This window comes from Halohasta sp. A2 (assembly GCF_056175805.1).
On sequence record NZ_JAQFWV010000010.1, the window covers coordinates 24,964 to 51,450 of the forward strand.

The window sequence follows — 26,487 nt, forward strand, 5'->3', positions numbered from 1 at the left end:
CTTCTGTCGGAGGATATGGCCACTCAAGATGGATTTTTGCAATCGGTTAAGCCAAGTGTAAAAATCATGGGTGTACTGGCACTCGTCTCAGTGACGGTTACTCAACAAGAACTTCAGATAGTCGGTCTACTGGTTGGTCTTTCGATGGTTTTGGCAGTTACCTCTCGAATTCCTCCTCGAATCTTTCTCGGTCGGCTGAGCGGCCCACCTGCAGTTGGTGCTATCGTTGTCGCCCCGCAAGCAGTGTTGATGGATGGTCCTCAGCTCTCAGTACTCCCATTGTCTGTCGACGGCAGCCTCTACGTGGCGATGTTTACTGTCCGGGTTGCCGCCTGTGTCGGGTTTCTATCTCTACTGCTGTTGACGACGCAATTTTCAACACTGCTGTCAGGGTTTGCTCGGCTTCGAGTACCCCGAATCGCTGTGTTGTTATTAGCAATTACCTACCGGTATCTGTTGTTGTTTTTCGCCGAACTTGAACAGATGATTCGAGCCCGCCAGAGCCGAACGGTAGCTGATCCGGATCTCCAGCGGACGTGGCAGGATTCTGGGAATTTCATTGGAACGTTTCTCTTGCGGAGTCTCGAACGTGGCGAGCGTGTCCAACGAGCCGCCCGTGCTCGCGGAGGTACCGGTGTGGCTCCTCATCAGTCTGCCATGGAGTTCGGGAGGGCCGATCTCGTCTTTGGACTGATCGTTGGAGCCAGTGTCTTTGGAGTGATACTATCGTGAGCACCGACCACGAGATCGTGATAGAAGCTACTGACCTCAGTTACGCCTATCCCGACGGAACCCTGGCACTGGATACAGTCGACGTCAACATCAAGCAGGGCGAACGGGTCGCCCTTTTGGGGCCAAACGGGGCTGGTAAAAGTACGCTATTGCAGTTGCTTGGGGGGTTACTCTCGCCGGAGACAGGTACCATTCAGTTCTTTGGAGAAACCGTTGATGCGGATACGGTCCGCGACCGACTGAGTGTACTCACCCAGGACCCTGCCGACTACCTGTTTAATCCAACCGTCAGAGAGGACTTAGCCTACGGCCCAACCCAACAGCAGCAACCACAAGAGACCATTGACCAGCAGGTCGAGGCCGTTGCCGACCGGTTGGGACTCACGGAGTTGCTGTCGAAGCCCCCGTTCCGACTTAGTGGTGGTGAGCAGCGCCGGGCGGCATTGGCGAGCGCACTGACTGTCGAGCCGGAGGTATTACTGCTTGACGAACCGCTGAGCAACGTCGACGCAGTCAACCGCGCCGAAATCCTTGATTTGCTTGATGAGCTCTCCGAGCGTGGTGTGACACTTGTCACTTCGACGCCGGATACTGAGTTGATTCCACACCTCGCTGATCGAGTTATCCTCTTATCAACCGATGGATCGATTCGTGTAACGGGGTCGACGCGAACCATCCTGACTGACACGGCGCTGCTGGCCGAGTGTAATCTTCGGCCGCCGCAAGTCGTCCGACTGTTCGACGGAAACGAACCTGTCCCGCTGACAGTCGCTGAAGCACGAACTCGGCTTGATTAGGACTGGATCGCCAGTCGACTGACTACGAGCCGTGCCGTAGACTACGTTCGAATAGTCGTTCATCCAGTTTCACCGTTGTTGTTTTCATACTGTCGTGAAACATCCGGTCCAAAAACCAGAATTACACCAAAAGAAAGCCTTTTATTTTAGGTGTGCAGACTAATATCTGTTATGGTAACACAAACATCCATTTGTAATTCGATATGGTCTACGGAGGTCAACTCCTGATGAGTGATCTCGTACCCGGTGAACTGGTGGCTGCCGACGAACCAGTCGAAATCAACGTTGGCCGGGAGACGGCAAGCGTTTCCGTTGAAAACACAGGCGACCGACCCGCACAGGTCGGTTCGCATTTCCACTTCTTTGAGACCAATCCCGCTCTGTCGTTTGACCGAAAAGCAGCCTACGGTATGCGACTCGATGTTCCGGCCGGGACCTCCATCCGATTCGAGCCAGGGTGTGAGGAGGACGTCGATCTCGTTGCGATCGGCGGTGACCGGGTTATGCACGGGATGGCTGGACTCGTTAACGGGGATCTCGACGACGACGAGGTACGGGAACAGGCGTTTGAGCGCGCTATCGAGGCAGGCTATCTGAGGACTGACTAATGAGTCGTAAACTCAATCGTCAAACCTACACTAATCTCTATGGAGCGACAGAGGGAGACAAGATTCGACTCGGCGACACGGCGCTGTTCGCGGAGGTCGAAGAGGACCGCATCACCCGAGGCGACGAGTCGGTTTTCGGTGGCGGAAAAACGCTTCGTGACGGACAGGGACTCAAACCGGGCTATACCGCCGAAGAGGGGGCGCTCGATTGGGTTCTCACGAACCTCGTGATCCTGGATCCGGTGTTAGGAGTTATTAAGGCCGATATCGGAATCAAAGACGGGTATATCGCGGGTATTGGAAACGCAGGGTCGCCCGAGACGATGAACGACGTCGACGAGGATCTCATTGTCAGCGGAAACACGGAGGTTATTTCGGCCGAAGGAAAAATCGCAACAGCAGGCGCTCTTGATATACACGTTCATTTTAACTCAGCGCAACTACCAACACATGCCATTTCCTCAGGGGTTACAACGATGCTTGGTGGCGGGGTTGGTCCCTCGACGGTCGGCATCATCACGAGTGGGAAAGAAAATCTCAAGTTGATGATGCAGGCTGCCGAGGCGTGGCCGATAAACTTCGGATTCTACGGAAAGGCGAACTCCTCGCGACCAGAGGTAATCCACGAGCAGGTCGAAGCCGGTGCTGTTGGACTCAAGATACACGAAGACTGGGGAGCAACGCCCGATGTGATCGATACCGGTCTGACGGTAGCAGACGAAACCGGCGTGCAGCTTGCGATCCACACTGATACACTGAATGAATCCGGATTCGTTCAAAATACAGTAGATGCAATCGACGGGCGGACAATTCATACCTTCCACATCGAGGGTGCAGGCGGCGGCCACGCTCCCGACGTCCTCGAATTAGTCGGCGAAGATCATATGCTGCCGTCGTCAACCAACCCATCGATGCCGTATACGGTCAACACCTTCGACGAACACCTCGATATGGTGATGATCTGTCACCATCTCAATTCGGACGTCCCCGAAGACGTTGCGTTCGCCGAATCGCGTGTTCGTGCTGAGACTATCGCCGCCGAAGACGTGCTCCACGATGAGGGCGCGGTTGCAATGATGACCACAGATTCCCAGGCAATGGGACGGATGGGCGAGTTACTCTGCCGGACGTGGCAGACTGCCCATAAAATGAAACAACAGCGTGGTCCGCTCCCGGCTGACGAAGGGACCGGTGCCGATAACGCTCGGATTAAGCGATATCTCGCCAAATATACCATTAACCCTGCAATCACAGCAGGTATTGACAGCTACGTTGGGTCGCTCGAACCGGGCAAGATGGCCGACATCGTCCTGTGGGATCCGGCATTCTTCGGACTGAAACCAGATGTCGTTATCAAAGGCGGCTTCCCAGCGTATGCCGCGATGGGTGAGGCAAACGGTTCGCTCATGACCTGTGAGCCGATCCAGCAGCGCCCCCAGTATGGCGCATTTGGATCTGCAAAACACACCACAAGTGTCCAGTTCGTGAGCCAACAAGCCTACGACAGAGATATCGGCGAAGAGTATGGACTCTCGAAAATGACGGTTCCGGCCTCAAATACGCGGTCTCTCACGACCGATGCGTTCTATCATAATTCGTATAATCCTGAAGTGGATGTCGACGCTCAGACGTTCGAGGTCTCGATCGACGGCGAGCCCGTCACTTGTGAACCGGCCGACGAACTCCCACTCACACAGCGGTATACACTATGAAACTCTCACCAAAAGACAACGAACGACTCACGATTTTCATGGTCGCCGAGTTGGCCCGTCGTCGGAAAGACCGTGGTATCGAACTCAACCACCCAGAGGCCGTGGCTTACATTTCGGATTGGGTCTGCGAACGGGCTCGTGAAGGCATGAACGTTGCCGAAATCCGTGCGGAGTCGACTGGGCTCTTAACACGTGAGGACGTCATGGATGGCGTCCCCGAGATGATCGGCATGGTGCAAGTCGAACCCACGTTCCCCGACGGCACGAAACTGGTGACGATCCACGATCCGATCCGCGGTGACAGCCGAGCGCAGCTCGAAGAATGACATCCTCCTCGTCGTAAACAGGCCGAGACCTTCAGTCTCGCTTGAAGCTGGACGAGATCTACCGATATCTCTGTGAGTGTGTACACCACCGAACTCAGCGATGTCACCCTTATGCAAACTCAAATCTGGTGTGACTGTCTATCAAGAGTCGACGGTATCGAACGGAGCTGTGCCGCTGGCGCGAGAATCGGTAGCAAGGCCAATTAATCACAGAAAGAGTTCTTGAAAAATATATTCTGTCAAAAAATCCAATGAAACAACTGACTTTTTGTATTCTCTCTACTCAAAGGAGATATTTTATTATACATCTCTATTTTGTCTACTATTGCAGTATAAGAAAGTTTTTTGTGCTATTTAGTTCAACAGCAGCTTGTTATGGTGGCTTGTTCAAAACAAATGTATGGTCTCTTTTCGTTGGAGGATCATCGGACATGAGTGGTCTCACTCCTGGTGAGATTTTACCAGCAACAGACTCAATCGAAATCAACGCGAACCGCGAGACGGCGAGTGTAACCGTCGAAAACACCGGCGATCGGCCCGCACAGGTCGGCTCACATTTCCACTTTTTCGAGTGCAATCCGGCGCTGTCGTTCGACCGAGAGACCGCCTACGGGATGCGGCTCGACATTCCAGCCGGAACTGCCGTTCGGTTCGAACCGGGATGTGAGGAGGACGTCGACCTCGTGGCCTACGGCGGTAACCGAATCATGCGCGGGATGGGCGGCCTCGTCGAGGGGCCGCTTGACGACGAGGAGGTAAAGCAGGCAGCCTTCGAACGCGCCCGTGAGGCGGGCTATATGGAGGCCGACGAATGAGCCGCGAACTCTCCCGAGAGGCCTACACGAGTCTCTTTGGGGCGACCGAGGGCGACCGGGTTCGGCTCGGCGACACCAACTTGCTTGCCGAGATCGAACACGACCACACGACTTACGGCGACGAGGCGGTCTTCGGCGGCGGCAAGACGATGCGCGACGGGATGGGAATGCAACCGGGGACCACACAGGCCGAGGGGGCCCTCGACTATGTCTACACGAACGTCGTCCTCATCGATCCCGTTCTCGGCGTCCAGAAGGGCGACCTCGGCGTTCGGAACGGGGAAGTCGCTGGCTTCGGCAAGGCCGGGAATCCTGACACGATGGACGGCGTCGACGAGAATCTCGTTATCGGTGCAAGTACCGACGCGGTACCCGCCGACGGCCTCGTCGCCACACCCGGCGCGTTCGACATTCACGTCCATTTCAACAGCAAGGAGCTGTTCGAACACGCCCTGGCAAGCGGCGTGACGACGATGATGGGCGGCGGCTACGGTGGCGGTGCGACCACCTGTACGCCCGGCCCCGAGAACATCAAGCGGTTCCTACAGGCTGCCGAGGAGTACCCGATGAACGTCGGCTTCTACGCCAAAGGCAACAGCAGCCAGCCCGAATCCATCATCGAGCAGATCGAGGCCGGTGCCTGCGGGCTGAAACTCCACGAGGACTGGGGGTCGACGCCCGCGGTAATCGACTGCGCTCTGGACGTCGCTGATGAGGAGGACGTGCAGGTCTGTATCCACACCGACACCCTCAACGAATCGGGGTTCGTCGAGGATACCTTCGACGCTGTCGACGGCCGAACGATCCATACCTTCCACATCGAGGGAGCCGGTGGGGGCCACGCCCCCGACGTGCTCGAACTGATCGGCTACGAGCATATGCTGCCCTCGTCGACGAACCCGTCGATGCCCTATACCGTCAACACGTTCGACGAACACCTCGATATGGTGATGGTCTGTCACCACCTGAACCCCGATGTCCCGGAGGACGTTTCCTTTGCGGAGTCCCGGATTCGATCAGAGACAATCGCGGCCGAGGACGTGCTCCACGACATGGGCGCGATCAGTATGATGACCTCCGACTCCCAAGCGATGGGTCGGATGGCTGAAGTCATCTGTAGGACGTGGCAGACTGCTCATAAAATGAAAGCCCAGCGTGGGCCACTGCCAGCCGACGAGGGAACGGACGCGGACAACAGCCGCATCCAGCGCTACGTCGCCAAATACACGCTCAACCCCGCGATCGTGGCGGGAATCGACGACTACATCGGCTCGCTGGAGGTCGGCAAGATGGCCGACATCGTCCTCTGGGAACCCGAGTTCTTCGGCATCAAACCGAAGTACGTCATAAAGAGTGGCTTCCCAGTCCACAGCGAGATGGGCGAAGCCAACGGCTCGCTGATGACCTGCGAGCCCGTGATGCAGCGCTCGCGCGAAGGGGCGGTCGGCAAGGCGAAAAACGCACTGAGCACGACGTTCGTCAGTCAGACCGCCTACGAGAACGGCATTGGCGAGGAACTCGATCTAGAGTCGACCATTCGGCCCGTCGAGGGCACCCGCGAGGTCGGCAAATCGGATATGCTGCACAACGACTACTCGCCGGAGAACATCGATATCGACGCCCAGACGTTCGAGGTCGAAGTCGACGGCGAACACGTCACCTGCGAACCGGCCGACGAACTCCCACTCGCACAGCGGTACACACTATGAAACTCTCACCAAAGGACAACGAACGACTCACGATCTTCATGGCGGCCGAACTCGCTCGCCGCCGAAAGGAGCGCGGTATCGAACTCAACCATCCTGAAACGATCGCCTACATCTCCGATTGGGTCTGCGAACGAGCCCGCGAGGGGATGAGCGTCGCCGAGATCCGAACGGAGGCGACGGGCCTCTTGAGCCGAGAGGACGTGATGGAGGGCATCCCGGAGATGGTCGGGATGATCCAGGTCGAACCGACGTTTCCCGACGGTACCAAACTCGTGACCGTTCACGATCCGATCCGGGCCGACAGCCAGGAGCAACTCGACTGATGGGGTACAGAGACGTCGCCAAAGTCGGCCTCGGCGGACCGGTCGGCTCGGGCAAAACCGCGATGGTCAAACGGCTCGTCCCGCGGCTCGACGACGCCGGCTACAACGTCGGCGTGATCGCCAACGACATCATGACCCAGGCCGACGCCGAGCAGTTGCAGGCGTCGTTCGCGGGTCGACTCGACGAAGACCTCATTGCGGGCGTCGAGACTGGCGCGTGTCCACACACAGGAATTAGAGAGGACCCCTCGATGAATCTCGCCAAGATCGACGAGTTCACCGAGGCCCATCCCGAACTGGATGTCGTCCTAATCGAATCCGGCGGCGACAACCTCGCGGCGACGTTCAACCCTGAACTGGCCGACTACTTCGTGTTCGTCATCTCGGTGGCCGAAGGCGACGACATCCCGGCCAAACGGGGCCCGGGCGTCACGCAGGCGGATCTGCTTGTGATCAATAAGAAAGATCTCGCACCCTACGTCGACGCCGATCTCGAGCTGATGGAGCGCGATTCCAAGAGAGTCCGTGGCGACGAACCGACAGTCTTCACGAACTGCAAGACCGAAGAGGGAATCGACGAGGTGGTCGAGTTGATCGAACGGAGCGTTCTGTTCGCGTGAGTACGAACACCGAAGGCCCAGCAGTACCGCCTGCCTTCCGGAAGTACGGCGAGCAACACCTGCCGCAGTCCCCCGCGTTCGGCCACGGGAAAAACGGCGTCGCCGAGTTGGTGGTGGGTCGGGAGGGCGACAACCCTACCCGGCTGCTGTCGGACTACGTGAAGGTTCCCTACCACCTCACCGGCACGCTCGACAGCGATCCGGCTCCGGGACTGACGACGATCTGCCTGCAGGACCCGACCGGTGCCGTCACGCAGGGCGACCGCCAGACGCTGTCGGTCGAGGCCCGTCCTGGGGCGCGCGCACACGTGACGACCCAGAGTGCGACCAAGGTACAGAGCATGAAAGCCAGCTACGCCCATCTGGATGCCACACTCGTCGCCGACTCGGGGGCGTATCTCGAATACCTGCCGGGGCCGACGATCCTCAACGAGAACGCCCGGTGTCTGCAGACCACGTCGGTCGAGATGGCAAATGACGCGACCGTCATCGTCGGCGATGTGTTCGTGCCGAACGGCCTGTCGGACCACGAGCCGTTTAGTTTCGACCACTTCCACAGCCGGACCGAAGCGACGGTCGACGACTCACTGGTCTGTGCGGATGCGGTCGACCTTCGGCCCGCCGAGCGAGACCCCCGTGATCCGGCGACCGTCGGTGAGTTCGGTGTTATCGGCACGCTGTACGTCTTCGCACCCGACGCCCAGGAACTCGGCGAGCTCGCCGGAGCGATTCACGACCGGCTCGCCGAACTACCTGCCGTCCAAGGTGGCACCTCTCTGTTAAAAGATGACGCTGGTCTGACGGTCCGCGTACTCGGTGACCGGAGTGCCGACGTGACCGCTGCCATCGAGGCGGCGTGGGACGAGAGCCGACGCACGCTTCTCGGCGTCGGCGCGCCGATCGGGGAGGCGGCACGATGAACCGCGTGGAGGAGACGCGATGATCCGCGTCGACGGCGTCGTCGGCACCACTGACGACCCCGAGATCGACGACGCGATCGCGGCCCACCAGGCGGCGGGGACGCTCGAAATCGTCACCCTCGACAACACCGACCGCCGGAAGTCCCGGCTGCGGGTCGAAACCGACGCCGGGACCGATCTCGGCGTGCTGGTCGACAAGCCGGAACTCGCCGCGGGCGACGTGCTCGTACTCGACGACGATCGTGCGGTAGTCGTCACCTTCGAGTCGCGCGAGGCGTTCGTAATCGAGCTTCCCCGGTCGACGCCCGCTGCGGCGGTTGAACTCGGCCACCGAATCGGCAACCAACACTGGGATATCGCGGTCGACGGCGGGACCATTTATATACCAGTCGAGGCTGACAAAGCGATCATCGAGGACGTTCTCGGGCCATATCTCCCGGCCAATGCCAGGACACGCTACGAGATCGTCGACGCCGAGCGGTTCACAAACAGCGACCAGTCAATCGATCACAGTCCTGGGCTGGACCACGAACACGACCATTCGCATAGCCACGAGTCGGACGACAGCCACGATAATTCGCACGGATCAGATCACAGCCATTCACACGAAAGAGACCACCACCATGACTGACTCCGGAGCCTTTTTGACGGCGCTGCGCCTCTCGGATTCGATGCTTCCAGTGGGAACGTACACCGCCTCGTACGGTGTCGAACAGTACCTCAACGAGGGATACGTCGACACGGCCGACGACCTCGGCGAGCTGGTCGAGGGCTATCTTCGGGGTGTGATCGGTCCCGCAGAGATCGTTGCACTCGGCCACGCCCACCGCGCGACGGCCGCTGGTGATCTCGACGAGGTTCTCGCGGCCGACGAACGGCTCGGAGCCGCAACGCTCCCTGCCGAGTTCCGCGAAAGTTCCGAAAAAGCTGGCGCGAAGCTTCTGGATCTCTTGGCACACACTGATGATGGGCCGTTTGCGGCCGCCAGTCTGGACGGGATCGTCGACGAGTATAACACCGCGCTCACTACGGGCCAGACTGCGGGACACTACCCGGTCATTCTGGGGATGGTCTGTCAGCGCGCCGGAATCAGCTGTCTGGAGGCGGCGTTCGTCAGCGCCTACTCGACGGTGACCGGGCTGCTTGGCGCCGCCCAGCGGCTCGGTCGGTTCGGTCATACGGACATCCAGTCACAGCTGTCGACGCTGTTTCCAGTGATCGAAGAAATATGCGAGCAGTACCATGATGCCGACCTCGGGGCGATGTACTCGTTTGCGCCGCTGGCAGACGTAATGGGGATGACGCACGAGCGAGCCGACCGGCGGCTCTTTATGAGTTAGGCAGTCGCTACTATTCGTTTCAGACGGAGCGAACGTCTCATACAGACGAACTATCGAAACTGAGTGTCACCCGAACAGTTCGACGAATCTGTTCGTAGCCTCGTCGGTGCCGACGACCACCAGTTCGTCGCCGCGCTCGAAGTAGAACTCGGGCGGGAGATCAGTGAGCAACTCGCCGTTGCGTTCGACCGCAACCACCGTCGACCCGGTGCGTTCTCGGACCCCGGCTCCCATGAGAGTCTTGTCGTTGAGTCCGCGAGCGGTCATCTGGATACACTCGATTTGGGTGTCCATCGCGAGGATTTTTTCGGTATCGAGAATCTCCGCGGCTATCGCTCGGCCACTGACGGTCGACAACGAGAGTACGTACTCCGCGCCCGCGCGGTAGGTCTTCCTGATTGCGCCCGTCGACTCGGCACGGGCGACAATCTCGGTCTCGGGGTTGAGATCACGGACGACAAGCGTGGCGAACTCGGTGGTCGTGTCGTCCGGTAGCGCGAGTACGACCGATCGGGCCTTCTCGACGCCAGCCTCGCGGAGCACTTCGGGGTCGGTTGCATCGCCGACGATGTCGACACCCGGTAGGTCGGCTTCGTCGACGACGGTGTACGGTAGATTGGCCTCGTCGAGCCGACGGGCAACGAGTTCGCCGACTTCGCCATAGCCGAGAACGACCGTCGGACCCCTGTCGAGGCGTCTGACCGACGACGTCGACTCGCGTTCGAGCTGTTGGAGCTGTGACTCCTCGCCGGTGACGATCAGATACGTGCCGCTGTCGAGAACCATCTCGGGCGAGGGCGGCATCTCGAAGTTTCCGTCCTGCCACGCGCCGACGACCGTACAGCCGTAGCGCTCGTGAATCGCGCTCGCGGCGAGCGTCGAACCGGCGAGTCGACAGTCGCCAGCGATCGGAATCTCCGCGATGGCGAACGCCTCGCCGATCTCGATCGCGTCGGCGAAATCCGCTCTGAACCCCGTCGTGAGCTTTCCTGCGAGGCTCTCGCCGAGAAGCTTGCGTGGCGACAACACGGTGTCGGCTCCGGCGAGTTGGTGGTACCGCTCCAGTGCGGGGTCCTCGACGACGCTGATGATCTGGACCTCGTCGTTGGCCTCTTTGGCCGCCAGCACGATGCTGGCGTCGACACGATCCGAAACGTCGGCGACGAGCGCACGGGCCGACGAAATCCCGGCCGCAGTGAGACCCTCTACCGACTCCGGGTCGGCGTGGATGACCGGAAATCCCTCGGTGTACAGCTCGTCGGCCCGGTCGCCATCCGACTCCATGAGGACGTATTCGACGCCGTCGGCTTCGAGCTCTGAAATGAGCGTCTCCGCGCGCGAGGTGTACGTACAAATGATAACGTGATCAGTGAGTTCGGCGTCCGCAGCAGTCGGTGCCGATGTCGACAGGAGTTCGCGAAGTACGGGCAGAAAGACGGCCGGGAGCGCGACGAAAAACAGGGCGACGCCGGTGATATCGAGCAGCATCACCATCACGTTCATCTGTGGGCTCTCCCACGGCGAATCCGACCCATAACCGGTCGCCGTAAACGTCTCGACGACGACCTGTATAGAGTGCAGAAACGAGTGGGGATACGATGGCTCGTAGGTTCGCATCCCGTAGTCGTAGGCGACCGCCGAGACGAGAACGACCGCCGCGATAAAAAGGACGTAGCCGAGCGCCCGTTTTTTTACCGAACTCATACGGTCGGATGCCGCTCGCATCGAAAAGGTGTTCCGTTTGCCAGGTGGTTCGTGGGTTCGCTACTCGGCCGTCGCGTACGCACGCGTCACGTCGACTAGCGTTTTGCGATACTCGCTTTCGGTTGGATCGCTGCCGAGTGATTTAAACCGATCCTTGAACGCCGCGAGATCGACTGTCGGTGCGTCTGCGGCGGCGGCCTGAGCCAGATCGTACAGGCGGTGGCTGCTGTCGATCAGGCCGTGCCGCTCGACGAGACCGAGGGCGAACGCGGCGTTGACCGCTGTGATCTCTGGGTCGGCTCCTGGAGTCTCGAGCCGGGAGTCGGGGCGGCGGTCCTCTGTGGGCCGGTCGGCGAGTGCATCGGCGAGTGTGGCTGCGAAGAAATCGATCAGCTTTGTGGCCGGAGCCAGATCGAGGGTGATGTCGTCGGCGTAAATGTCCTTCATGTGGTTGGCGATCTGGTAGCAGTGGGTGAGCTTGCGACGCTCGACGGATGTACCAGCCAGCGCCAGAAACAGCGCCTCTTCGGTCGACTGGGTGTGCGAAGCGTGGCGCTGTTCGTAGCGGGCCATATGGGCGAACTCGTGGAGCGCGAGCTCGCGGGCCATCACGCTGGTTGCGGCCTGTCTGGAAATGTTGAGCACGTGGCGGTCGTCGTAGTGGGCCACCCAGGTTCGTTCGTCGGGATTCTCGCGGATCTGGACGTCGACCGGCCGCGAAAGCTCGTACTCGGTTTCGAGGAGTGTGGCCGCGCTCAAAAACGGATCGGGGGCGACGGTTCCCTTCACGCGAACATCCATGTGTGGGTGTACCAAGGGGTGGGCGCTATATGGGTGTTTCGCGACCGACAGGCGCGCTTTCGTCGGCCGAAACGGTGTGGCGCATGATGTGCTATGTCGACCGGGCAGCCGCCCGCAAGACGGGTTCGGTGTGGTATTCTGTTACATACGGAGGCCGCGGTATTTCGGCGTTCTGCGGGCAGTGACAGCCGATTCATCGGAGGCCGAAACACTACCCTTTTGACCCTCCTGCTGGTACCACCCTGTATAATGGGCCGACGAAAAAAGATCGTTCAAGAATGTGAACGGCTGATGGACAACCCGGAGCACATCCGGAACATCGCCATCGCCGCGCACGTCGACCACGGCAAGACAACGCTTTCTGACAACCTTCTGGCAGGCGCAGGCATGATTTCGCAGGACACCGCGGGCCAGCAACTCGCGATGGACACCAAAGAGGACGAACAGGAACGCGGGATCACCATCGACGCGGCAAACGTTTCGATGACCCACGAGTACGAGGACACTAACCACCTCATCAACCTGATCGACACCCCCGGCCACGTCGACTTCGGTGGCGACGTGACCCGTGCGATGCGTGCCGTCGACGGTGCGCTTGTGGTCGTCGACGCAGTCGAAGGCGCAATGCCACAGACCGAAACCGTGCTCCGACAGGCGCTCCGCGAGGGCGTCAAACCGGCCCTTTTCATCAACAAGGTCGATCGGCTCATCAACGAGCTGCAGGAAGGCCCCGAAGAGATGCAGGAACGCCTCATGGCGGTCATTCACGACGTCAACGAACTCATTCGCGGAATGACCGAAGAGAAGGAATACGACTGGACCGTCTCTGTCGAAGAAGGCACTGTCGCACTCGGTTCTGCGCTGTACAAATGGGGTGTCTCGATGCCCTCGATGCAGCGTACCGGAATGGACTTCGGCGACATCATGGAGCTCGAACAGAACCTCGAACGCGAGGAGCTTCACGAGCGAACGCCGCTTTCGGACGTCGTGCTCGATATGGTCGCCGAGCACTTCCCGAACCCGGTCGACGCCCAGCCGCGTCGTATTCCGACGGTCTGGCGCGGTGACAGCGAGTCCGAACTCGCCGAAAGCATGCGTCTGGTCGACGACGAGGGAGAAGTCGTCTTCATGTCGACCGATATCTCGATGGACCCGCACGCCGGCGAAATCGCCACGGGGCGACTCTTTTCGGGAACCATCGAAAAAGGTCAGAACCTCTACGTCTCGGGGACCGCAGGCACCAACCGTGTCCAGTCAGTCGGGATCTTCATGGGTGGCGAACGTGAGGAGGTCGACCGCGTTCCGGCAGGCAACATCGCCGCCGTCACCGGTCTGAAGGACGCGATTGCAGGGTCGACGGTTTCGTCTACCGAGATGACGCCGTTCGAGTCGATCGAGCACATCTCCGAGCCGGTCATCACGAAATCCGTCGAAGCGAAATCGATGGACGATCTGCCGAAGCTCATCAAGACGCTCCAGCAGGTCGCCAAAGAGGACCCGACGATCCGCATCGAGATCAACGAGGACACTGGCGAGCACCTGATCAGCGGGCAGGGTGAACTTCACCTCGAAGTCATCACCCACCGGATCCGTGACAACCAGGGTATTCAGGTCCACACCGGTGAGCCGATTGTTGTGTTCCGCGAGCAGCCTCAAGAGAAATCCCGCGAGGTCGAGGGTGTCTCGCCGAACCGCCACAACAAGTTCTACATCACCGCCGAACCGCTCGATCAGGATATCGTCGACGCGATCAAGCTCGGCGAGGCGTCGATGGATATGCCCGAACTCGAACGGCGCGAAGCCCTGCAGGAAGCAGGCATGGACAAGGACGACTCGCAGATCGTCGAGCATATGTACAAAACGAACATCCTGCTCGACGAGACGAAGGGTATCCAGCACCTCAACGAGACGATGGAACTGGTCATCGAGGGGATCGAAGACGCGCTCGAAGACGGCCCGCTGGCCGCCGAGCCCGTCCAGGGTGCGCTGCTCCGCCTCCACGACGCCAAACTCCACGAGGATACCATCCACCGTGGTCCTGCACAGGTTATTCCGGCCTCCCGTGATGCGGTCCACCGCTCGCTGATCGACGCGAAGATCAAGCTTCTCGAACCGATCCAGAACGTTCGGATCGACGTTCCCTCGGAGTACATGGGTTCGGCCTCCGGCGAGATTCAGGGTCGACGTGGCCGAGTCGACGACATGTACCAGGAGGGCGACCTCATGGTGATCGAAGGCATTGCACCCGTCGAAGAGATGATCGGCTTCTCGTCGGACGTTCGCTCGGCGACCGAAGGTCGTGCGTCGTGGAACACCGAGAACGCTGGCTTCCGCGTGCTGGTCGACAATCTCCAGACCGAGAAGATCGGCGAGATCCGCGAGCGCAAGGGCATGAAGCAGGAACTGCCACCGAGCATCGACTACATCTAACGAGGCCGTCTGCTGTTTGTTTTTGAGGTGTATTTTATCATTGCTGGCTCTGTGGTCCGTCGACTTTCGAGGTTAGGTAGTTCCAGATAGCAACTGTTCTAATCGTGTTGACCGAGTGCAGCAACTATTAATGACTCTTGCTCAATACTCCCAATACTCTCTGAACAGAACTCACGATTACAAACGCTCGCTCTGTTTGAAGTCTAGGAGACTCGACTGGTATCGAACGTAATCGAAATTTATAAACCAAATAAAGCAGCCAAAGTATTAGATTTTGTGTTCGAACAGTACCTGACTCGAATCACCACTCTCCCAGATTATTTCTAGCGTTTTCCCCTCTTCCAGTTCGATATCATTGTATACATCATCATCTTCATATAATACATTTTTATCATTATCTACCTCACCATCTGGGTGCTGAAGGTCACTCGGACTGTCGGCTCTGTACCATAGGTACTCATCTGGCCCATCGTCTCGTGTTTCGAATGGATCATCTACTTCTTGCTTAGTATCCTCAAGATATGGTCCAGATGTCAGAATGGTACTTTCGCGTGTCGAACTTGTCACACTATCTTCTCGAATCCACGGACGGTCAACCACACGATGTTCGCCACCCGAGGTTCCTCTCACAGACTCTGGACCAGCTTCGTGTGCAGGCTCCCCATCTACTTTGACGGAAATCTGTTTAGGGTCAATATCATCTCCACCCACATGTTTGAGTTCAACAACATAATCGAATGTTCTTGTTTCATCATTACCAGCGTATGGATCCACATACTCGTAATCTTCGATGGTTTCGGCCTCGAACTGCGCCTGTGGCGGTGATTCGCTGACCTCATCTCCCACGCCGAGCACTGTCGACCCGATCACGGCCGCGATAATCACCGTCACGGCGACCATGAGAATCACGCCAATGACTGGGCTCACACCACGCTGTTCATTCCAAATGTGTATGTGTTTACCCCGAAGTCTCAACAGCCGGTACAGCGTGAGCTCGTGAGATCATCTTATTGCTGCTGACAACTCGACGAAGTTCCTCGTAGGGATTGCGTCCCTGCTGGCGCCACGTCGCCAGCAGGGACAAGACTGTCTCATGAACGAACATTCCTCGGTCATTACGGAGTGTTCCGATGATTTTCCGGAGAACGACTGGTTCACGAAGTGCGTTCTCAGCTGCGTTGTTCGTCGGGGAGACCGCTGGCTCACCGACGAAGGTGAGCCAGTGGTCGATCCCTCCTTCGATCTTGCCGAGTAGTGTTGCCACTGGTTCGGCGGTTACTGACCGCTCAACGAGCGATATAAGCCCGTTCTGGCACGATCGGTGCATCTGTGCTCTCTCACGAGGATTTGGGTCGGTCTCCAGCCACGACTGGAGACCGACGAACATCTGCTTGAGATACCGATGAACCGGCTCTGCCTCCTCGTGGTCACTAGCAACGTCTTCGGCTTCTCGGAGAATATGTGCCCAGCACCGCTGAAGATTATTGCTGAACGCTGGATACGCCGTCCACCCATCGCAGATGACCGTTCCCGTGAAGTCCTCGCCGAGGACTTCTGCGGGAACATCACTTCCACGACTCTCTCTTACGGCGTAGAGCGTGTACTCGCTCGTCCGAAACGTCCAGATCCACGCTTGCTCACCTTCTCGTTTGATCCCGGTTTCGTCAACGTGAACGATCGCTGCTTGCTGAATCTGTCTCCGAACCTGTTCGTATTCACAGCGACCGGCGCGCGCAGCGCGCTCGGTCGCGTGCCACGCGGACGCGCCCGAGAGTTCTAACCCGTGCAGTTGCTCGAAGCGATCAGCGATTTTCCGGTAGGGGAAGCGGTGCTCGTACCGAGACAGTGCTGCTTGGGAGATGACGTTCACCCCGAACTGCCCCTCATCGGGGCAGTCGGGGTGTGTAGCAACTGTGTCTGTTCCGCAAGAGCCACACAAATAGTAGTGGCGGTTGTACCGGGTGACTTCTGGGGGTTGCGGATCAGGAATCTCCTCGACGAGTCGGGGGCTGATGCCCACCGACTCGTCGAAGTGTTCGCCACAGTCAGGACAGCACTCACAGGTGACCTCGATCTCGTGGTCAGGCACAGGCGTTGAACGCCACTCCGGGTCGTGACCGTCCTTTCTCCCGGGAGTGCCGCCGTCGGTTTGAACATCATCGTCTTCATCGTCCTCCGAGGTCGGGGACTCATTCGTCCCCGACCGTCGCTTACTGGGCGGTGTATGCGGATTTTCGTATTTGCGAAGGCGGATTTCGAGCTCGTCTATCCGCTCGTCCTTTTGATCAACTTCCTGTTCAAGCTCCTCAACTCGTTGCTCAAGTTGGAGAAGCCGAGAAAGGAGCTCGTCTTTGGTAAAATCGTCTGTGTTCACAGACTCCACCAACCAGTAGTGACAGCAGAGATAATGGGATGGGCTCCGCTGCGGAGCCCATCCCTGAGGGGCGCATCCAGCCTCTGCTGTCTGTTCATATCGCATCCGTTGAACGCTTCCTACGAGACAATACCGAAATCAGCTCGGGCTAAACACATACCCAAATGTTAATGCTGTCCATTATGAATAACGGGCAGTATCACACGGTATAAAATTTGCCAATATATTATCATTGATGATATCTTAGAGGGTTGATCGTGGTTCCGTTTATATACAAAGGAAGTGAGCGAGTGTCGACTGACTGACGCCGGTCGACCAATGGGGTGGCCGGTAACGGATTCAATAGGGGTCGATTGCAGTTAGCGTTGTAGCCATCTGGTGATTTACATGGGCCTCACCCGCGGCATCGGTCGACAAGCGCGGGCCATACCACGAAGCCGAGATAGGCGACGAGAAAGCCGACGAGATAGCCAGCGAGATGACCCCAGACGTTGGTCCGCGAACCGACGAACACGAGTGCCCCGGCGATTCCACAGACGAACACCGTCGGGCCGATCAGAAACGCCAGCCGGATGTCCGGCGGGAGGTGGCGATTGTACTCGTCAAGTCGACGGGGCGGGTCGCGCTGCCAGAACAGCCCACCAAGTAGGAGCCCACAAACCCCCAGTCCAACCGCGAGCACTGGTCGAATCGGAAACAGCGACGACGAGGGAACGATGAAGACGACTGCCAGCGAGGCCAAAAACGGAACGGCCGCCCACGCAGTGTCGACCTCGCCGTTGGTCACCTCCTCGGCAGCCGCAGCGATCGCAACCAGCAGAAAGCCAAGGAAGGCCGCGGTGATGCCCGAAAACCCGACTGACGGCTTGTTCGTCAGCGGACCAAGCATCACCAGCGTGAGCCACGCGATTCCAAAGGGTGCGACCAGAAGGTAGGCGGCGGTCGACACGCGGAACTGTCGGTGCCAGCCCGCGATCGAGACGAGCGGATAGATGGCGAACAGCGTCAGCCAGAAGTTGACGAGGTTGTCGAAGAGGTGTCGACCGCCGACGTGGACGTAGTTGGCCGTAAACGCCGATGACAGCGTTTGTGGGCTTTCGAACAGCGACTGGCTCGCCAGGCTGAACTGGAGGCTCTCGCTCGTCGGCAGCAACCACATAACGAACAGAAACGTGGGCACCCCACCCAACAAGAACGCGTGTTCGACCGGCGCAGGGGCGGTCGTCCGCCGCCACCACTCAATGGCAGTCGACGGGAGTTCGACCAGGACGCGGAGCCGTCGAAATGACACAGTTAGGTTGGCTACACAGTACAGCGGCTTACCAGTGACGTTCGTGGCGATCTGGTGGCTACTTCTGTTCCCAGCTTTCGAGGAGCTCCGAAATCGTCGCTACGAGCGAGTCGAAATCCTTGAGTTTGAGCCCATCGGTGGTCACGAACACACCCCGGTCGCCGACACCGACCCGGACGAGAAAGCCGTTTTCGAACACGCGAATCGAGTAGCGATAGCGGCCGAGTTCCGACCCCGCGTAGGCTTCGGTCGTGGTTTTGTAGTCGTGCCATTCGTGGCCAATGAACGACATCAGATCCGCGTCCTGTTCGAGATCACCGCGGAGATACACCTGCATGTAATTGGTCGCATCGAAGTAGGTGACCGACCGACAGCTGTCTCCGACCGCGCTCCGGCAGGCGGTTTTCAGCTGGTCGGCACGTGTTTCGGTCAGGGGCTGCTCGGTCATCGGCTCTTCTTCACTCATACCTACGCCCACGACGGCTAGCGATTTGAATCCACGGGTCAGACGCCAGTCGACCGACTCGACGCGACCGACTTGAGGGCGCTTTCGAACTGTTCGTCCGTGATCCGCACCTCGTCAGTGTGCTCGTTTGCGGTTTCACCCTCGTAGCGCTCAGCGACCGCGACGATCGCCGACAGTGCGGCTTCCCGGCAGATCGAGGTGAGTTCTGCGCCCGAATAGCCCTCGGTCTCATCGGCGATCGAATCGAGGTCGACGTCGTCGGCCAGCGGTTTGTTCCGGGTGTGGACCGCCAAAATTGCCCGTCGGGCCTCGCGGTCGGGTTCGGGAACCTCGATGTGGCGTTCGAGTCGACCGGCCCGAAGCATCGCCGGATCGAGACTGTTGCGGCGGTTGGTCGCCGCCAGCACTACCAGATTGGGGTTGTCGCTGAGTCGGTCGAGTTCGGTGAGCAGTTGAGAGACGACACGGTCGCCGACGCCCGAATCGCTGCCGAGGCTGTCGCGGTCACCCGCGATGGCGTCGATCTCGTCGAAAAAGACGATCGCCGGGGCGGCCTGTCTGGCCCGCTCGAACACCTCGCGGACGGCGCGCTCGGACTCGCCCACATAGCGATCGAGCAGTTCGGGACCCTGGACTTGAATGAAATTGACCTCGCTTTCGCCCGCAATCGCCCGCGCGAGCAGCGTTTTTCCGGTTCCCGGTGGCCCGAACAACAGGACGCCCGCCGCGGGCGAGGTGTCGGCCGCATCGAACAGTGGGCCGTAGGTCAGCGGCCACGTTACCGCCTGTTCGAGCTGTGTTTTCGCGGCTTCGAGGCCCCCGACGTCGTCGAAATCGGTGGTCGGCGTCTCGGCGACGTACTCGCGCATCGCGCTCGGCTCGACGCTCGCCATCGCGCTCTCGAAGTCCGCGCGGGTGATCGAGATCTCGCTGAGCGACTCGCCGGCCCGCCTCGTTCGCCGGAGCGCAGTCATCGCGGCTTCGGTCGTCAGCGATTCGAGATCCGCGCCCACGAAGCCGTGGGTCCGGGCGGCGAGTTTGTCGACGTCGACGTCGTCAGCCAGCGGCATCCGACGCGTGTGGACATCCAGGACCTCCCGTCGCCCCGCCTCACCGGGGACGCCGATCTCGATTTCCCGATCAAAGCGGCCGCCGCGCCGCAGGGCGGGATCGAGCGAGTCGACACGGTTGGTTGCACCGATCACGATCACGTCGCCGCGGGCGTCCAGTCCGTCCATCAGGCTCAGCAGTTGGCCGACGACGCGGCTCTCGACGTCGCCGCCGTTTTCGCGTTTGCCAGCGATCGAGTCGATCTCGTCGAAAAAGATGATCGCGGGGGCGTTGTCGCTCGCCTCCTCGAACTTCTCCCGAAGCTTCTCCTCGGATTCGCCCTTGTATTTCGACATGATTTCCGGGCCCGAGACCGTCAGAAAGGTGGCGTCGACCTCGTTGGCGACCGCTTTGGCGATCAGCGTCTTGCCGGTTCCCGGCGGGCCGTACAACAGCACGCCTTTCGGCGAGTCGACGCCCAGATGGGTGAACACACCCGGCTCCGAAAGCGGGAGTTCGATCATCTCGCGGACGAGTTCGAGTTCGTCGTCGAGCCCACCGATGTCCTCGTAGGTCACACCGGTAGCAGATCGGTCAACATGCCCGTTGGGCATTCTGTCGCCTGTCGGCTGGCCGGTGGTCGACTGGCTGCGTGAGGACGTGTTCGACGACCCACGAGCGACCGGCTCGACAGTGACACGCGTCGACTCGGTGACCCGAACCGTCCCCTCGGGGGTGGTGTCTTCGACGGTAAACCGGTTGCCGGCGAGTCGCTCGATCCGGACGCCCTCGCCCTCACGGATTGGTCGATCACGGAGGTCGCGTTTGACTGCCGTCTCGATGGTCTCGTGTGAGATGTCGGCCGACGCTAGTTCCTCGGGCGGCCGCAGGCGAACCCGCCGGGCTTCCGAGACCGGCTCCTTTTTGACGTGGACCGTCTCGCCGACCTTCACGCCCGCATTGGTTCGTGTGTCGGCATCGATGAGAACCGAACCGGCGCTCACGGCATGACCACCGGGCCAGACCTTGGCAACCGTCGCGTCTGTGCCCTCGATTACGACGGTGTCGCCGCTCAACACGCCAAGCTCTCGCATCGCCCGGTCGGGCAGGCGCGCGATTCCGCGGCCAGCGTCCCGCTTTTCGGCACTGCGTACGGTGAGTTCGACTCCCGCATCCTCGCTCATATTTTCCCCTTGGCCTGCCGCTCATTTATATATCCGGTCGAGTCTTTCGCTAGCTGTGTTCGTCGAGCAGTCGTTCGGCGTGGGCCTTCGACGTCGCCCGTTCCCACCTGACTTTTGTCGGCTCACCAGGGGTCGACGTCCCGCTGGCTTCGAAGTTGGCCGGCCGACCGTACGCCAGCGCCTCCTTGAGCTCGTCACTGAGCACGCCGATACCGACGCCGAGACTGGTGCCGTCGGCATCGCCCAACTCGTACAGCCCGTAGCTATCGGGAGCCCGACCAACCGTCGACCGATTCAACTCGTGCCACTGTTTTCTGAGACTCATTTATATATGATTTATAACTAGGTCGTACCTAATCGAGGTTCGATTCGTCGACGAACTCGTAACTTTCCTCGCCCCAGTCGTCTTCGACGAAAACGAACACACGCCCGCGAGCCTCTTGGGGGTCTGCCTCGACGGTCGTGCGGAGTCCGTCGCTTCGACTCACGGTCACACCGGGAAAGACCGCTTCGCGTTCGCCCTTGCCGAGCAGGATTCGGCCAACGCCGGTGTCTTCGAGGATCTCGTCGGCGGTTTTGAGATCGTTGACGTATAGCATGACACCCTCCGTCTCGGTCGGATCGGTCACGAGAACGTGGGTCTGCTTGCCGGGCGCGGTCGTTAGTGAGCCGCTAACTTTCCGTGGAACGCCGCGATAGATCGTCTCCCGGTTGTCGGCGTAGGTGACGACGACGCCCTCGGGCCGGAGGTCGACGCCGAGCGTTCGGGGAGGTACGTCGGTATGAACTGCCATGGCGATGCTACGAGTGGACCCGGAAAAAGCCCGCCGCTTGTCGACCGCAGGGAGCGTTGAGCGCTGGGTTTATCAACTATGAACAACCAGTCAGATTATGCAACCTACACGTCGTCGGTACCTTACAGCCGTTGGTTCCGGTATCGGCGTTGGGGTTGCTGGCTGTCTATCGAGTGAGTCGAACGTCTCGTATCCCGACGACGAACCGGGCGACAGCTCGGATGACACCGAGAACGAATCGGACGCTGGGTCGGATGACGAAGACGATTCTTCGGGCGAAGACTCGGAGGATTCCTCCGAAGCAGAGCCAGAAGACGATTCAGAAGATCAAGAGGAAGTCGAATCGATCAACACCCGACTCGCCGAGGATACCGATCGGATATACGACGAGTTGCGCTGGTTCGAAACCGAGTACGACAGAACGCTGTTGGATTACAAAGGCCTTCTCCGAGACGTCTACGAGGCGCTCAAATCGCTTCGGGAGGCGCTCGATGAGGAGGGTCAAATCGACGTAGAAGCGCTCGAAGAGGTCGAAACGCTCGCTTCGGAGGTCGCCGCAGAGGTTACTGAGATCCCCGAACCACAGTTTACGAGACACATCGATTTTGCGGCAGTCAACGACGAGCATTTCCCTGAGGCCGATCGATTCCGACAGCGGGAGGACTGGGATCGCGTCGACGAAGAACTCAGAGAGCTCGAACGGACCTACGGAAACCAGTCGACCGACCGGGAGATCCGAGAACGGTACTCGCCGAACCCGGTCGACAACCGGCTGTATGAATGGGTCGCTCCCGACGCGGAGGGGCGACTGTTCGAGCTTCGGTACATGTTCGACGACCGCGACGAACACGACGAACCGGATTCCGACATTCCAGGGTTCGGCGTCTACGTTATCGAGGAGTCGAGTCGTGAGATCAGGCTAGTCGACCGGCCGATCGGCGATCAGCCAGCAGATGTTCGCGAGTCGATGGACCACACCTACACGCCGTTCGACGAGTCGGCCGACCGGCGCTACCGACTCTACGCACGGGTCCACGACGCTGGCGGCAGCGGCGAGATCGACCCTACGGAGACTGATCCACTCACGCTGTACATCCAACAGTACGTCGACGAGGAGGCCGCTGCCGCGGCCTTCGACGCAGTCATTGCAGATATGGACACCGAAGAAACCGACAAATGGGGCGACGAAACCTGGGAGCGAGTGCTCTACACGTACGATGACGACCGGAACTACGGCCACTTCGCGCGGGCCGGTTCGTATCTGTTCGCGATCGATCCCTCGGAGACTGCCTGGGAAGAGCGCCAAACGGACTGGGACGGCCTGCTCGACGGCACGTGGCTCGATCCATAACAACATATGAAAAAAGTAGCTCAATCTATCGGCTTCACGACGGCTGTGTTTGCCGTCTTCGGTATCGCACTCGGAATCCTCGCGTTCGTCTCGGGGTCGTGGGCCCAGTCACAGTTGATCGATGCTGCCAGCGGCGGTGCCGAGTTCGGGCCTGTGTTCATCGCTGTCTCGTACCTGCAGATCGCCATCGTTATTTTCATGCTCGGACCGGTGATCGCCGCGCTGACAGCAGGACTGCTTGGATCGATCTTTTCGAGCCCGAAAGCTGCCTTTCTCACCGGCGGTATCGGAAGTATCGTCGGCTTTTATGTAATGAGCGTGATTGCGATCGGAGTGCTGATCCTCTCGAAAGGCAGTGATGGCCAGCAGGCGTTCTCGTTCGGCCAGGTGGTGGTCCCGATGCTCGTTGCTGGCATCCCGACTGCGATCATGGGGAGTCTGCTTTCGGCATTGAGCTCGGCAGTAAACTGATTGGTGAGCAGAACCGTCACACCTTTTATCAATCCCCTCACCCGTTTGCATATGGAAGGAGTCGCCTCGGCACCGGGTGCCGGAACCGTTCTCAACGCGCTTTCGACCCACACCGGTGCGGCCTTCGCCATCAACGTCGACACCACCGCCAGAGTCGTACTCGACAGCGACAGTTCCACGGTCGACGGCGAGATCGATGCGGCCCCCGATGGAGACACCCGACTCATCGAACGGTGTGTCAGCCTCGTCACTGACCGCTTCGGCGACGGTGAAGGCGGCACCGTCCGAACCGAAAGCGAGGTGCCGATGGCTGCCGGGCTCAAGAGTTCGAGCGCCGCTGCCAACGCCACCATTTTGGCGACACTCGATGCACTCGGCATCTCGGTCGTCGACCCGATCGGCGAAACCGAACTCGGTGATGGCTCCGCGGATGCCGGGGCTGCCATCACCTATCTCGATGCCTGTCGACTCGGCGTCGCCGCAGCCCGCGATGTCGGCGTGACGATCACCGGCGCGTTCGACGACGCTGCCGCGAGCATGATCGGCGGCGTCGTCGTGACCGACAACGCGTCCGACGAACTGTTGGCGCGGTCGACTCACGACTGGAACGTGTTGGTGTGGACACCGCCGGAGCGGGCCTACAGCGCGGATGCCGACGTCGACCGCTGTGCGAATATCACGGAAATGGCCGATCTCGTCGCCGAGTTGGCTCTCGATGGCCGGTTTGGCAAGGCGATGACCGTGAACGGATTGGCCTACTCGGCAGCGCTCGGCTTTTCGACCGAGCCAGCCGTCGAAGCCATGCCCCACGTTGAGGGCGTCTCGCTATCGGGCACTGGGCCGAGCGTCGTCGCCGTTGGCGAGCCTGCGGGACTGGCGGCGGTCCGCGAACAGTGGTCGAGCCGGGATGGAAGTCTTCTTGAGACGTCGACGCGAACACAGGGAGCACGAATTCAATGAGCACGAACACCGAAGAAAAGAGTCTCGACGAGCTACGCACCGAAATCGAAGACATCGACCAAGAGATCGTTGAGCTGATCGCTCGCCGAACCTACGTCGCCGACACGATCGCCGAGGTCAAAGCCGAGCACGACCTGCCGACCACCGACGAGGGCCAAGAGGAGAAAGTCATGGCGCGAGCGGGCGAGAACGCCGCGAAGTTCGACGTCGACTCCAACCTCGTGAAGGCCGTTTTTCGGCTGTTGATCGAGTTGAACAAGGTCGAACAACGACAGAACCGCTAGCTCAATCAGTCGGGGCCTCGGTTTTAGCGTCTCGTCAATCGCCCTCTCGCCACGGTGTCGAAATGTTCGACTAGGGATCGACACCGTGGGTCGACGTAGGCCCCTCCTCGCCGACAGGATTCTTGACGTCAAAGCTGGAAGGGCTGGTGTGCGTCTGTGTGCCACCGGCAACAGTGGTAAACCGGTCGACTGCGAAGCGTACGCATGGCCCACGAGATCCTCGTCCCTGTCGACGGCAGCGACTCCGCGACCGCAGCACTGGACCACGCACTCGACATTGCTGCCGACCGGGGATCGACGGTGCACGCGATTCACATCGCCGATACGAAAGAGCCGAGTCTAACCCGAATCGGCGTCGACGTTATCGACGCCCAGGTACAGGAGGGCGCCCGAATCGTCGACGACGCCCGCGACCGAGGCGAGGCACGCGGCATCCCGATGATCACCGAAGTCATCCAGGGTGATCCGGCCCCGGCAATCGTCGAGTACGCCCAGACGTATGTGGTCGATCTCATCGTCATGGGGACTCGCGGCTCTCGAAGCCTCGGCGAGCACGTTCTCGGGAGCGTCACAGACTACGTCGTGACGACGACCGAGACGCCAGTGATCACCGTTCGCGCAGCCGACACCGTGAGCTATCCCTACGAAACGATCCTCGTGCCGACCGACGGCAGCGACCACGCGACGACGGCCGTCGACCACGGCGCAGCGGAGGCTGCCCGAACCGGGGCCGGACTGCATTTAGTAACAATAATAAGTCAGCAAGGGCTCGGAGCTCGACGGGCTCAGGGCGACGTCTCCGAGGAGGTGGAGGCCGAAGCCCGATCAATCGTCGAGGCCGCTGCCGACCGTGCCGCCGATCGAGGGGTAACCGATATCACAACCGCTGTCGAAGTCGGTCGGGTTCGCAAGACGATCACGACCTATGCGACCGAGGCAGGCGTCGACCTCGTCGTGATGGGCACCCATGGGAGAACGAGTCTAGACCAGCAGTTGCTCGGTAGTGTTACCGAGCGTGTCCTGCGGACCGCTTCCGTCCCTGTATTGGTCACTGGTTCCAAACAGTCGTAATCCTCAGTTGCGTTGTTCGAAGAAGGAAAGCCAGAACCCCTTGATTTACCTGAAATGCAGGCGCTAAGGCCCCTTCCTCAACGAGCGACCGAAGGGAGCGAGTAGGGAGGGGATACAGCGCCGTCATCGTTTTTCATCAATACGATACTGCCGGCCCGCAGGCCCACGCTATGGATAGCTTTATGTTTCTACTTCGTTTAAACATGGGTAATGGATCGGTACGAGATTGAAGGTCATGAAGTCCACGAATCCGAGGTCAAACCCACCGGCAACGGTGCTCACGTCCTCGTCCCGAAGAGATGGCGAGGTGCCACCGTCAAGGTCGTTCGCGTCACCGATCCGTCCGACGAGTAG

Annotated in this window: 28 protein-coding genes and 1 pseudogene; 20 read left to right on the forward strand and 9 right to left on the reverse strand. The window is 59.7% G+C overall.

What is annotated here, in order from left to right; all coding sequences use genetic code 11:
- Positions 1–15: 15 nt before the first annotated feature.
- The 12 genes from cbiQ (at position 16) to O2S87_RS04935 (ending at position 9,902) form a co-directional block, all read left to right on the forward strand.
- Positions 16–732: a cobalt ECF transporter T component CbiQ gene (gene cbiQ / locus O2S87_RS04880; RefSeq protein WP_475407679.1), complete on the forward strand. Its 717-nt coding sequence runs from the start codon at positions 16–18 to the stop codon at positions 730–732.
- Positions 729–1,529 carry an energy-coupling factor ABC transporter ATP-binding protein gene (locus O2S87_RS04885; protein ID WP_475407680.1) on the forward strand — a complete coding sequence of 267 codons (801 nt, stop codon included), beginning with the start codon at positions 729–731 and terminating at the stop codon, positions 1,527–1,529. Before cbiQ ends, O2S87_RS04885 begins: the two co-directional genes overlap by 4 nt.
- A gap of 227 nt (positions 1,530–1,756) precedes the next feature.
- Positions 1,757–2,137 (forward strand): urease subunit beta, encoded by a 381-nt coding sequence (locus O2S87_RS04890; RefSeq protein WP_475407681.1) that lies wholly within the window; start codon positions 1,757–1,759, stop codon positions 2,135–2,137.
- Positions 2,137–3,849, forward strand: a complete 1,713-nt coding sequence (ureC, locus tag O2S87_RS04895) for an urease subunit alpha (protein WP_475407682.1) — start codon at positions 2,137–2,139, stop codon at positions 3,847–3,849. Before O2S87_RS04890 ends, ureC (O2S87_RS04895) begins: the two co-directional genes overlap by 1 nt.
- A complete protein-coding gene (locus O2S87_RS04900; RefSeq protein ID WP_475407683.1) occupies positions 3,846–4,175 on the forward strand; it encodes an urease subunit gamma in 330 nt (109 codons plus the stop codon). Before ureC (O2S87_RS04895) ends, O2S87_RS04900 begins: the two co-directional genes overlap by 4 nt.
- A 431-nt stretch (positions 4,176–4,606) precedes the next feature.
- Positions 4,607–4,990, forward strand: coding sequence for an urease subunit beta (locus O2S87_RS04905; RefSeq protein WP_475407684.1), 384 nt, complete (start codon positions 4,607–4,609; stop codon positions 4,988–4,990).
- Positions 4,987–6,699: an urease subunit alpha gene (gene ureC, locus O2S87_RS04910; RefSeq protein WP_475407685.1), complete on the forward strand. Its 1,713-nt coding sequence runs from the start codon at positions 4,987–4,989 to the stop codon at positions 6,697–6,699. The genes O2S87_RS04905 and ureC (O2S87_RS04910) overlap by 4 nt, the downstream gene beginning before the upstream one ends.
- The gene (locus O2S87_RS04915) at positions 6,696–7,022 is read left to right on the forward strand and encodes an urease subunit gamma (RefSeq protein ID WP_475407686.1); all 327 of its coding nucleotides are present in this window, start codon (positions 6,696–6,698) and stop codon (positions 7,020–7,022) included. The genes ureC (O2S87_RS04910) and O2S87_RS04915 overlap by 4 nt, the downstream gene beginning before the upstream one ends.
- A complete protein-coding gene (gene ureG, locus O2S87_RS04920) occupies positions 7,022–7,642 on the forward strand; it encodes an urease accessory protein UreG (RefSeq protein ID WP_475407687.1) in 621 nt (206 codons plus the stop codon). The genes O2S87_RS04915 and ureG overlap by 1 nt, the downstream gene beginning before the upstream one ends.
- On the forward strand, positions 7,639–8,562 hold the full coding sequence (locus tag O2S87_RS04925; RefSeq protein ID WP_475407688.1) for an urease accessory protein UreD: 924 nt from the start codon (positions 7,639–7,641) through the stop codon (positions 8,560–8,562). Before ureG ends, O2S87_RS04925 begins: the two co-directional genes overlap by 4 nt.
- Positions 8,563–8,581: 19 nt before the next feature.
- Positions 8,582–9,193 carry an urease accessory protein UreE gene (gene ureE, locus O2S87_RS04930; protein WP_475407689.1) on the forward strand — a complete coding sequence of 204 codons (612 nt, stop codon included), beginning with the start codon at positions 8,582–8,584 and terminating at the stop codon, positions 9,191–9,193.
- Positions 9,186–9,902, forward strand: coding sequence for an urease accessory protein UreF (locus O2S87_RS04935; protein ID WP_475407690.1), 717 nt, complete (start codon positions 9,186–9,188; stop codon positions 9,900–9,902). The genes ureE and O2S87_RS04935 overlap by 8 nt, the downstream gene beginning before the upstream one ends.
- 66 nt (positions 9,903–9,968) lie before the next feature.
- Here the strand turns inward: O2S87_RS04935 and O2S87_RS04940 are convergent, their stop codons facing one another.
- Both O2S87_RS04940 and O2S87_RS04945 read right to left on the reverse strand, forming a co-directional pair.
- Complete coding sequence (locus O2S87_RS04940) at positions 9,969–11,606, reverse strand: potassium channel family protein (protein ID WP_475407691.1); 1,638 nt, start codon at positions 11,604–11,606, stop codon at positions 9,969–9,971.
- 60 nt (positions 11,607–11,666) lie between these two features.
- Entirely contained in the window at positions 11,667–12,407 is a 741-nt protein-coding gene (locus O2S87_RS04945; protein ID WP_475407692.1) for a DUF5781 family protein, read from the reverse strand.
- A 29-nt stretch (positions 12,408–12,436) separates the two neighbouring features.
- On the opposite strand from O2S87_RS04945, the gene O2S87_RS04950 reads away from it, so the two are divergent.
- On the forward strand, positions 12,437–12,592 hold the full coding sequence (locus O2S87_RS04950) for a hypothetical protein (protein WP_475407693.1): 156 nt from the start codon (positions 12,437–12,439) through the stop codon (positions 12,590–12,592).
- A 64-nt stretch (positions 12,593–12,656) separates the two neighbouring features.
- On the forward strand, positions 12,657–14,837 hold the full coding sequence (locus O2S87_RS04955; RefSeq protein ID WP_475407694.1) for an elongation factor EF-2: 2,181 nt from the start codon (positions 12,657–12,659) through the stop codon (positions 14,835–14,837).
- Between the two features lie 528 nt (positions 14,838–15,365).
- On the opposite strand, the pseudogene O2S87_RS04960 reads toward O2S87_RS04955, so the two are convergent.
- From O2S87_RS04960 to O2S87_RS04990, 7 genes and pseudogenes are all read right to left on the reverse strand, one after another.
- Positions 15,366–15,791 (reverse strand): annotated as a pseudogene (locus O2S87_RS04960) (type IV pilin domain-containing protein); the annotation flags it as partial.
- Between the two features lie 4 nt (positions 15,792–15,795).
- Positions 15,796–17,211 carry an IS66 family transposase gene (gene tnpC, locus O2S87_RS04965; RefSeq protein WP_475407695.1) on the reverse strand — a complete coding sequence of 472 codons (1,416 nt, stop codon included), beginning with the start codon at positions 17,209–17,211 and terminating at the stop codon, positions 15,796–15,798.
- A 394-nt stretch (positions 17,212–17,605) separates the two neighbouring features.
- A complete protein-coding gene (locus tag O2S87_RS04970; protein ID WP_475407696.1) occupies positions 17,606–18,502 on the reverse strand; it encodes a hypothetical protein in 897 nt (298 codons plus the stop codon).
- 58 nt (positions 18,503–18,560) lie between these two features.
- Positions 18,561–18,968, reverse strand: a complete 408-nt coding sequence (locus O2S87_RS04975) for a DUF7522 family protein (RefSeq protein WP_475407697.1) — start codon at positions 18,966–18,968, stop codon at positions 18,561–18,563.
- A gap of 38 nt (positions 18,969–19,006) precedes the next feature.
- Positions 19,007–21,202 carry a CDC48 family AAA ATPase gene (locus O2S87_RS04980; RefSeq protein ID WP_475407698.1) on the reverse strand — a complete coding sequence of 732 codons (2,196 nt, stop codon included), beginning with the start codon at positions 21,200–21,202 and terminating at the stop codon, positions 19,007–19,009.
- Positions 21,203–21,251: 49 nt separating this feature from the next.
- Positions 21,252–21,527, reverse strand: a complete 276-nt coding sequence (locus O2S87_RS04985) for a DUF7508 domain-containing protein (protein ID WP_475407699.1) — start codon at positions 21,525–21,527, stop codon at positions 21,252–21,254.
- A gap of 28 nt (positions 21,528–21,555) precedes the next feature.
- On the reverse strand, positions 21,556–21,996 hold the full coding sequence (locus tag O2S87_RS04990) for a DUF5796 family protein (protein ID WP_475407700.1): 441 nt from the start codon (positions 21,994–21,996) through the stop codon (positions 21,556–21,558).
- Between the two features lie 97 nt (positions 21,997–22,093).
- Here O2S87_RS04990 and O2S87_RS04995 point away from each other — a divergent pair, with 97 nt between their 5' ends.
- The 6 genes from O2S87_RS04995 (at position 22,094) to O2S87_RS05020 (ending at position 26,487) form a co-directional block, all read left to right on the forward strand.
- The gene (locus O2S87_RS04995) at positions 22,094–23,347 is read left to right on the forward strand and encodes a hypothetical protein (protein WP_475407701.1); all 1,254 of its coding nucleotides are present in this window, start codon (positions 22,094–22,096) and stop codon (positions 23,345–23,347) included.
- A gap of 6 nt (positions 23,348–23,353) precedes the next feature.
- A complete protein-coding gene (locus O2S87_RS05000) occupies positions 23,354–23,818 on the forward strand; it encodes a hypothetical protein (protein ID WP_475407702.1) in 465 nt (154 codons plus the stop codon).
- Positions 23,819–23,869: 51 nt separating this feature from the next.
- A complete protein-coding gene (locus tag O2S87_RS05005) occupies positions 23,870–24,778 on the forward strand; it encodes a shikimate kinase (protein ID WP_475407703.1) in 909 nt (302 codons plus the stop codon).
- Complete coding sequence (locus tag O2S87_RS05010) at positions 24,775–25,062, forward strand: chorismate mutase (protein WP_475407704.1); 288 nt, start codon at positions 24,775–24,777, stop codon at positions 25,060–25,062. Before O2S87_RS05005 ends, O2S87_RS05010 begins: the two co-directional genes overlap by 4 nt.
- A gap of 204 nt (positions 25,063–25,266) precedes the next feature.
- Positions 25,267–26,133, forward strand: a complete 867-nt coding sequence (locus tag O2S87_RS05015) for a universal stress protein (protein WP_475407705.1) — start codon at positions 25,267–25,269, stop codon at positions 26,131–26,133.
- A gap of 210 nt (positions 26,134–26,343) precedes the next feature.
- Complete coding sequence (locus tag O2S87_RS05020) at positions 26,344–26,487, forward strand: DUF2080 family transposase-associated protein (protein ID WP_129115280.1); 144 nt, start codon at positions 26,344–26,346, stop codon at positions 26,485–26,487.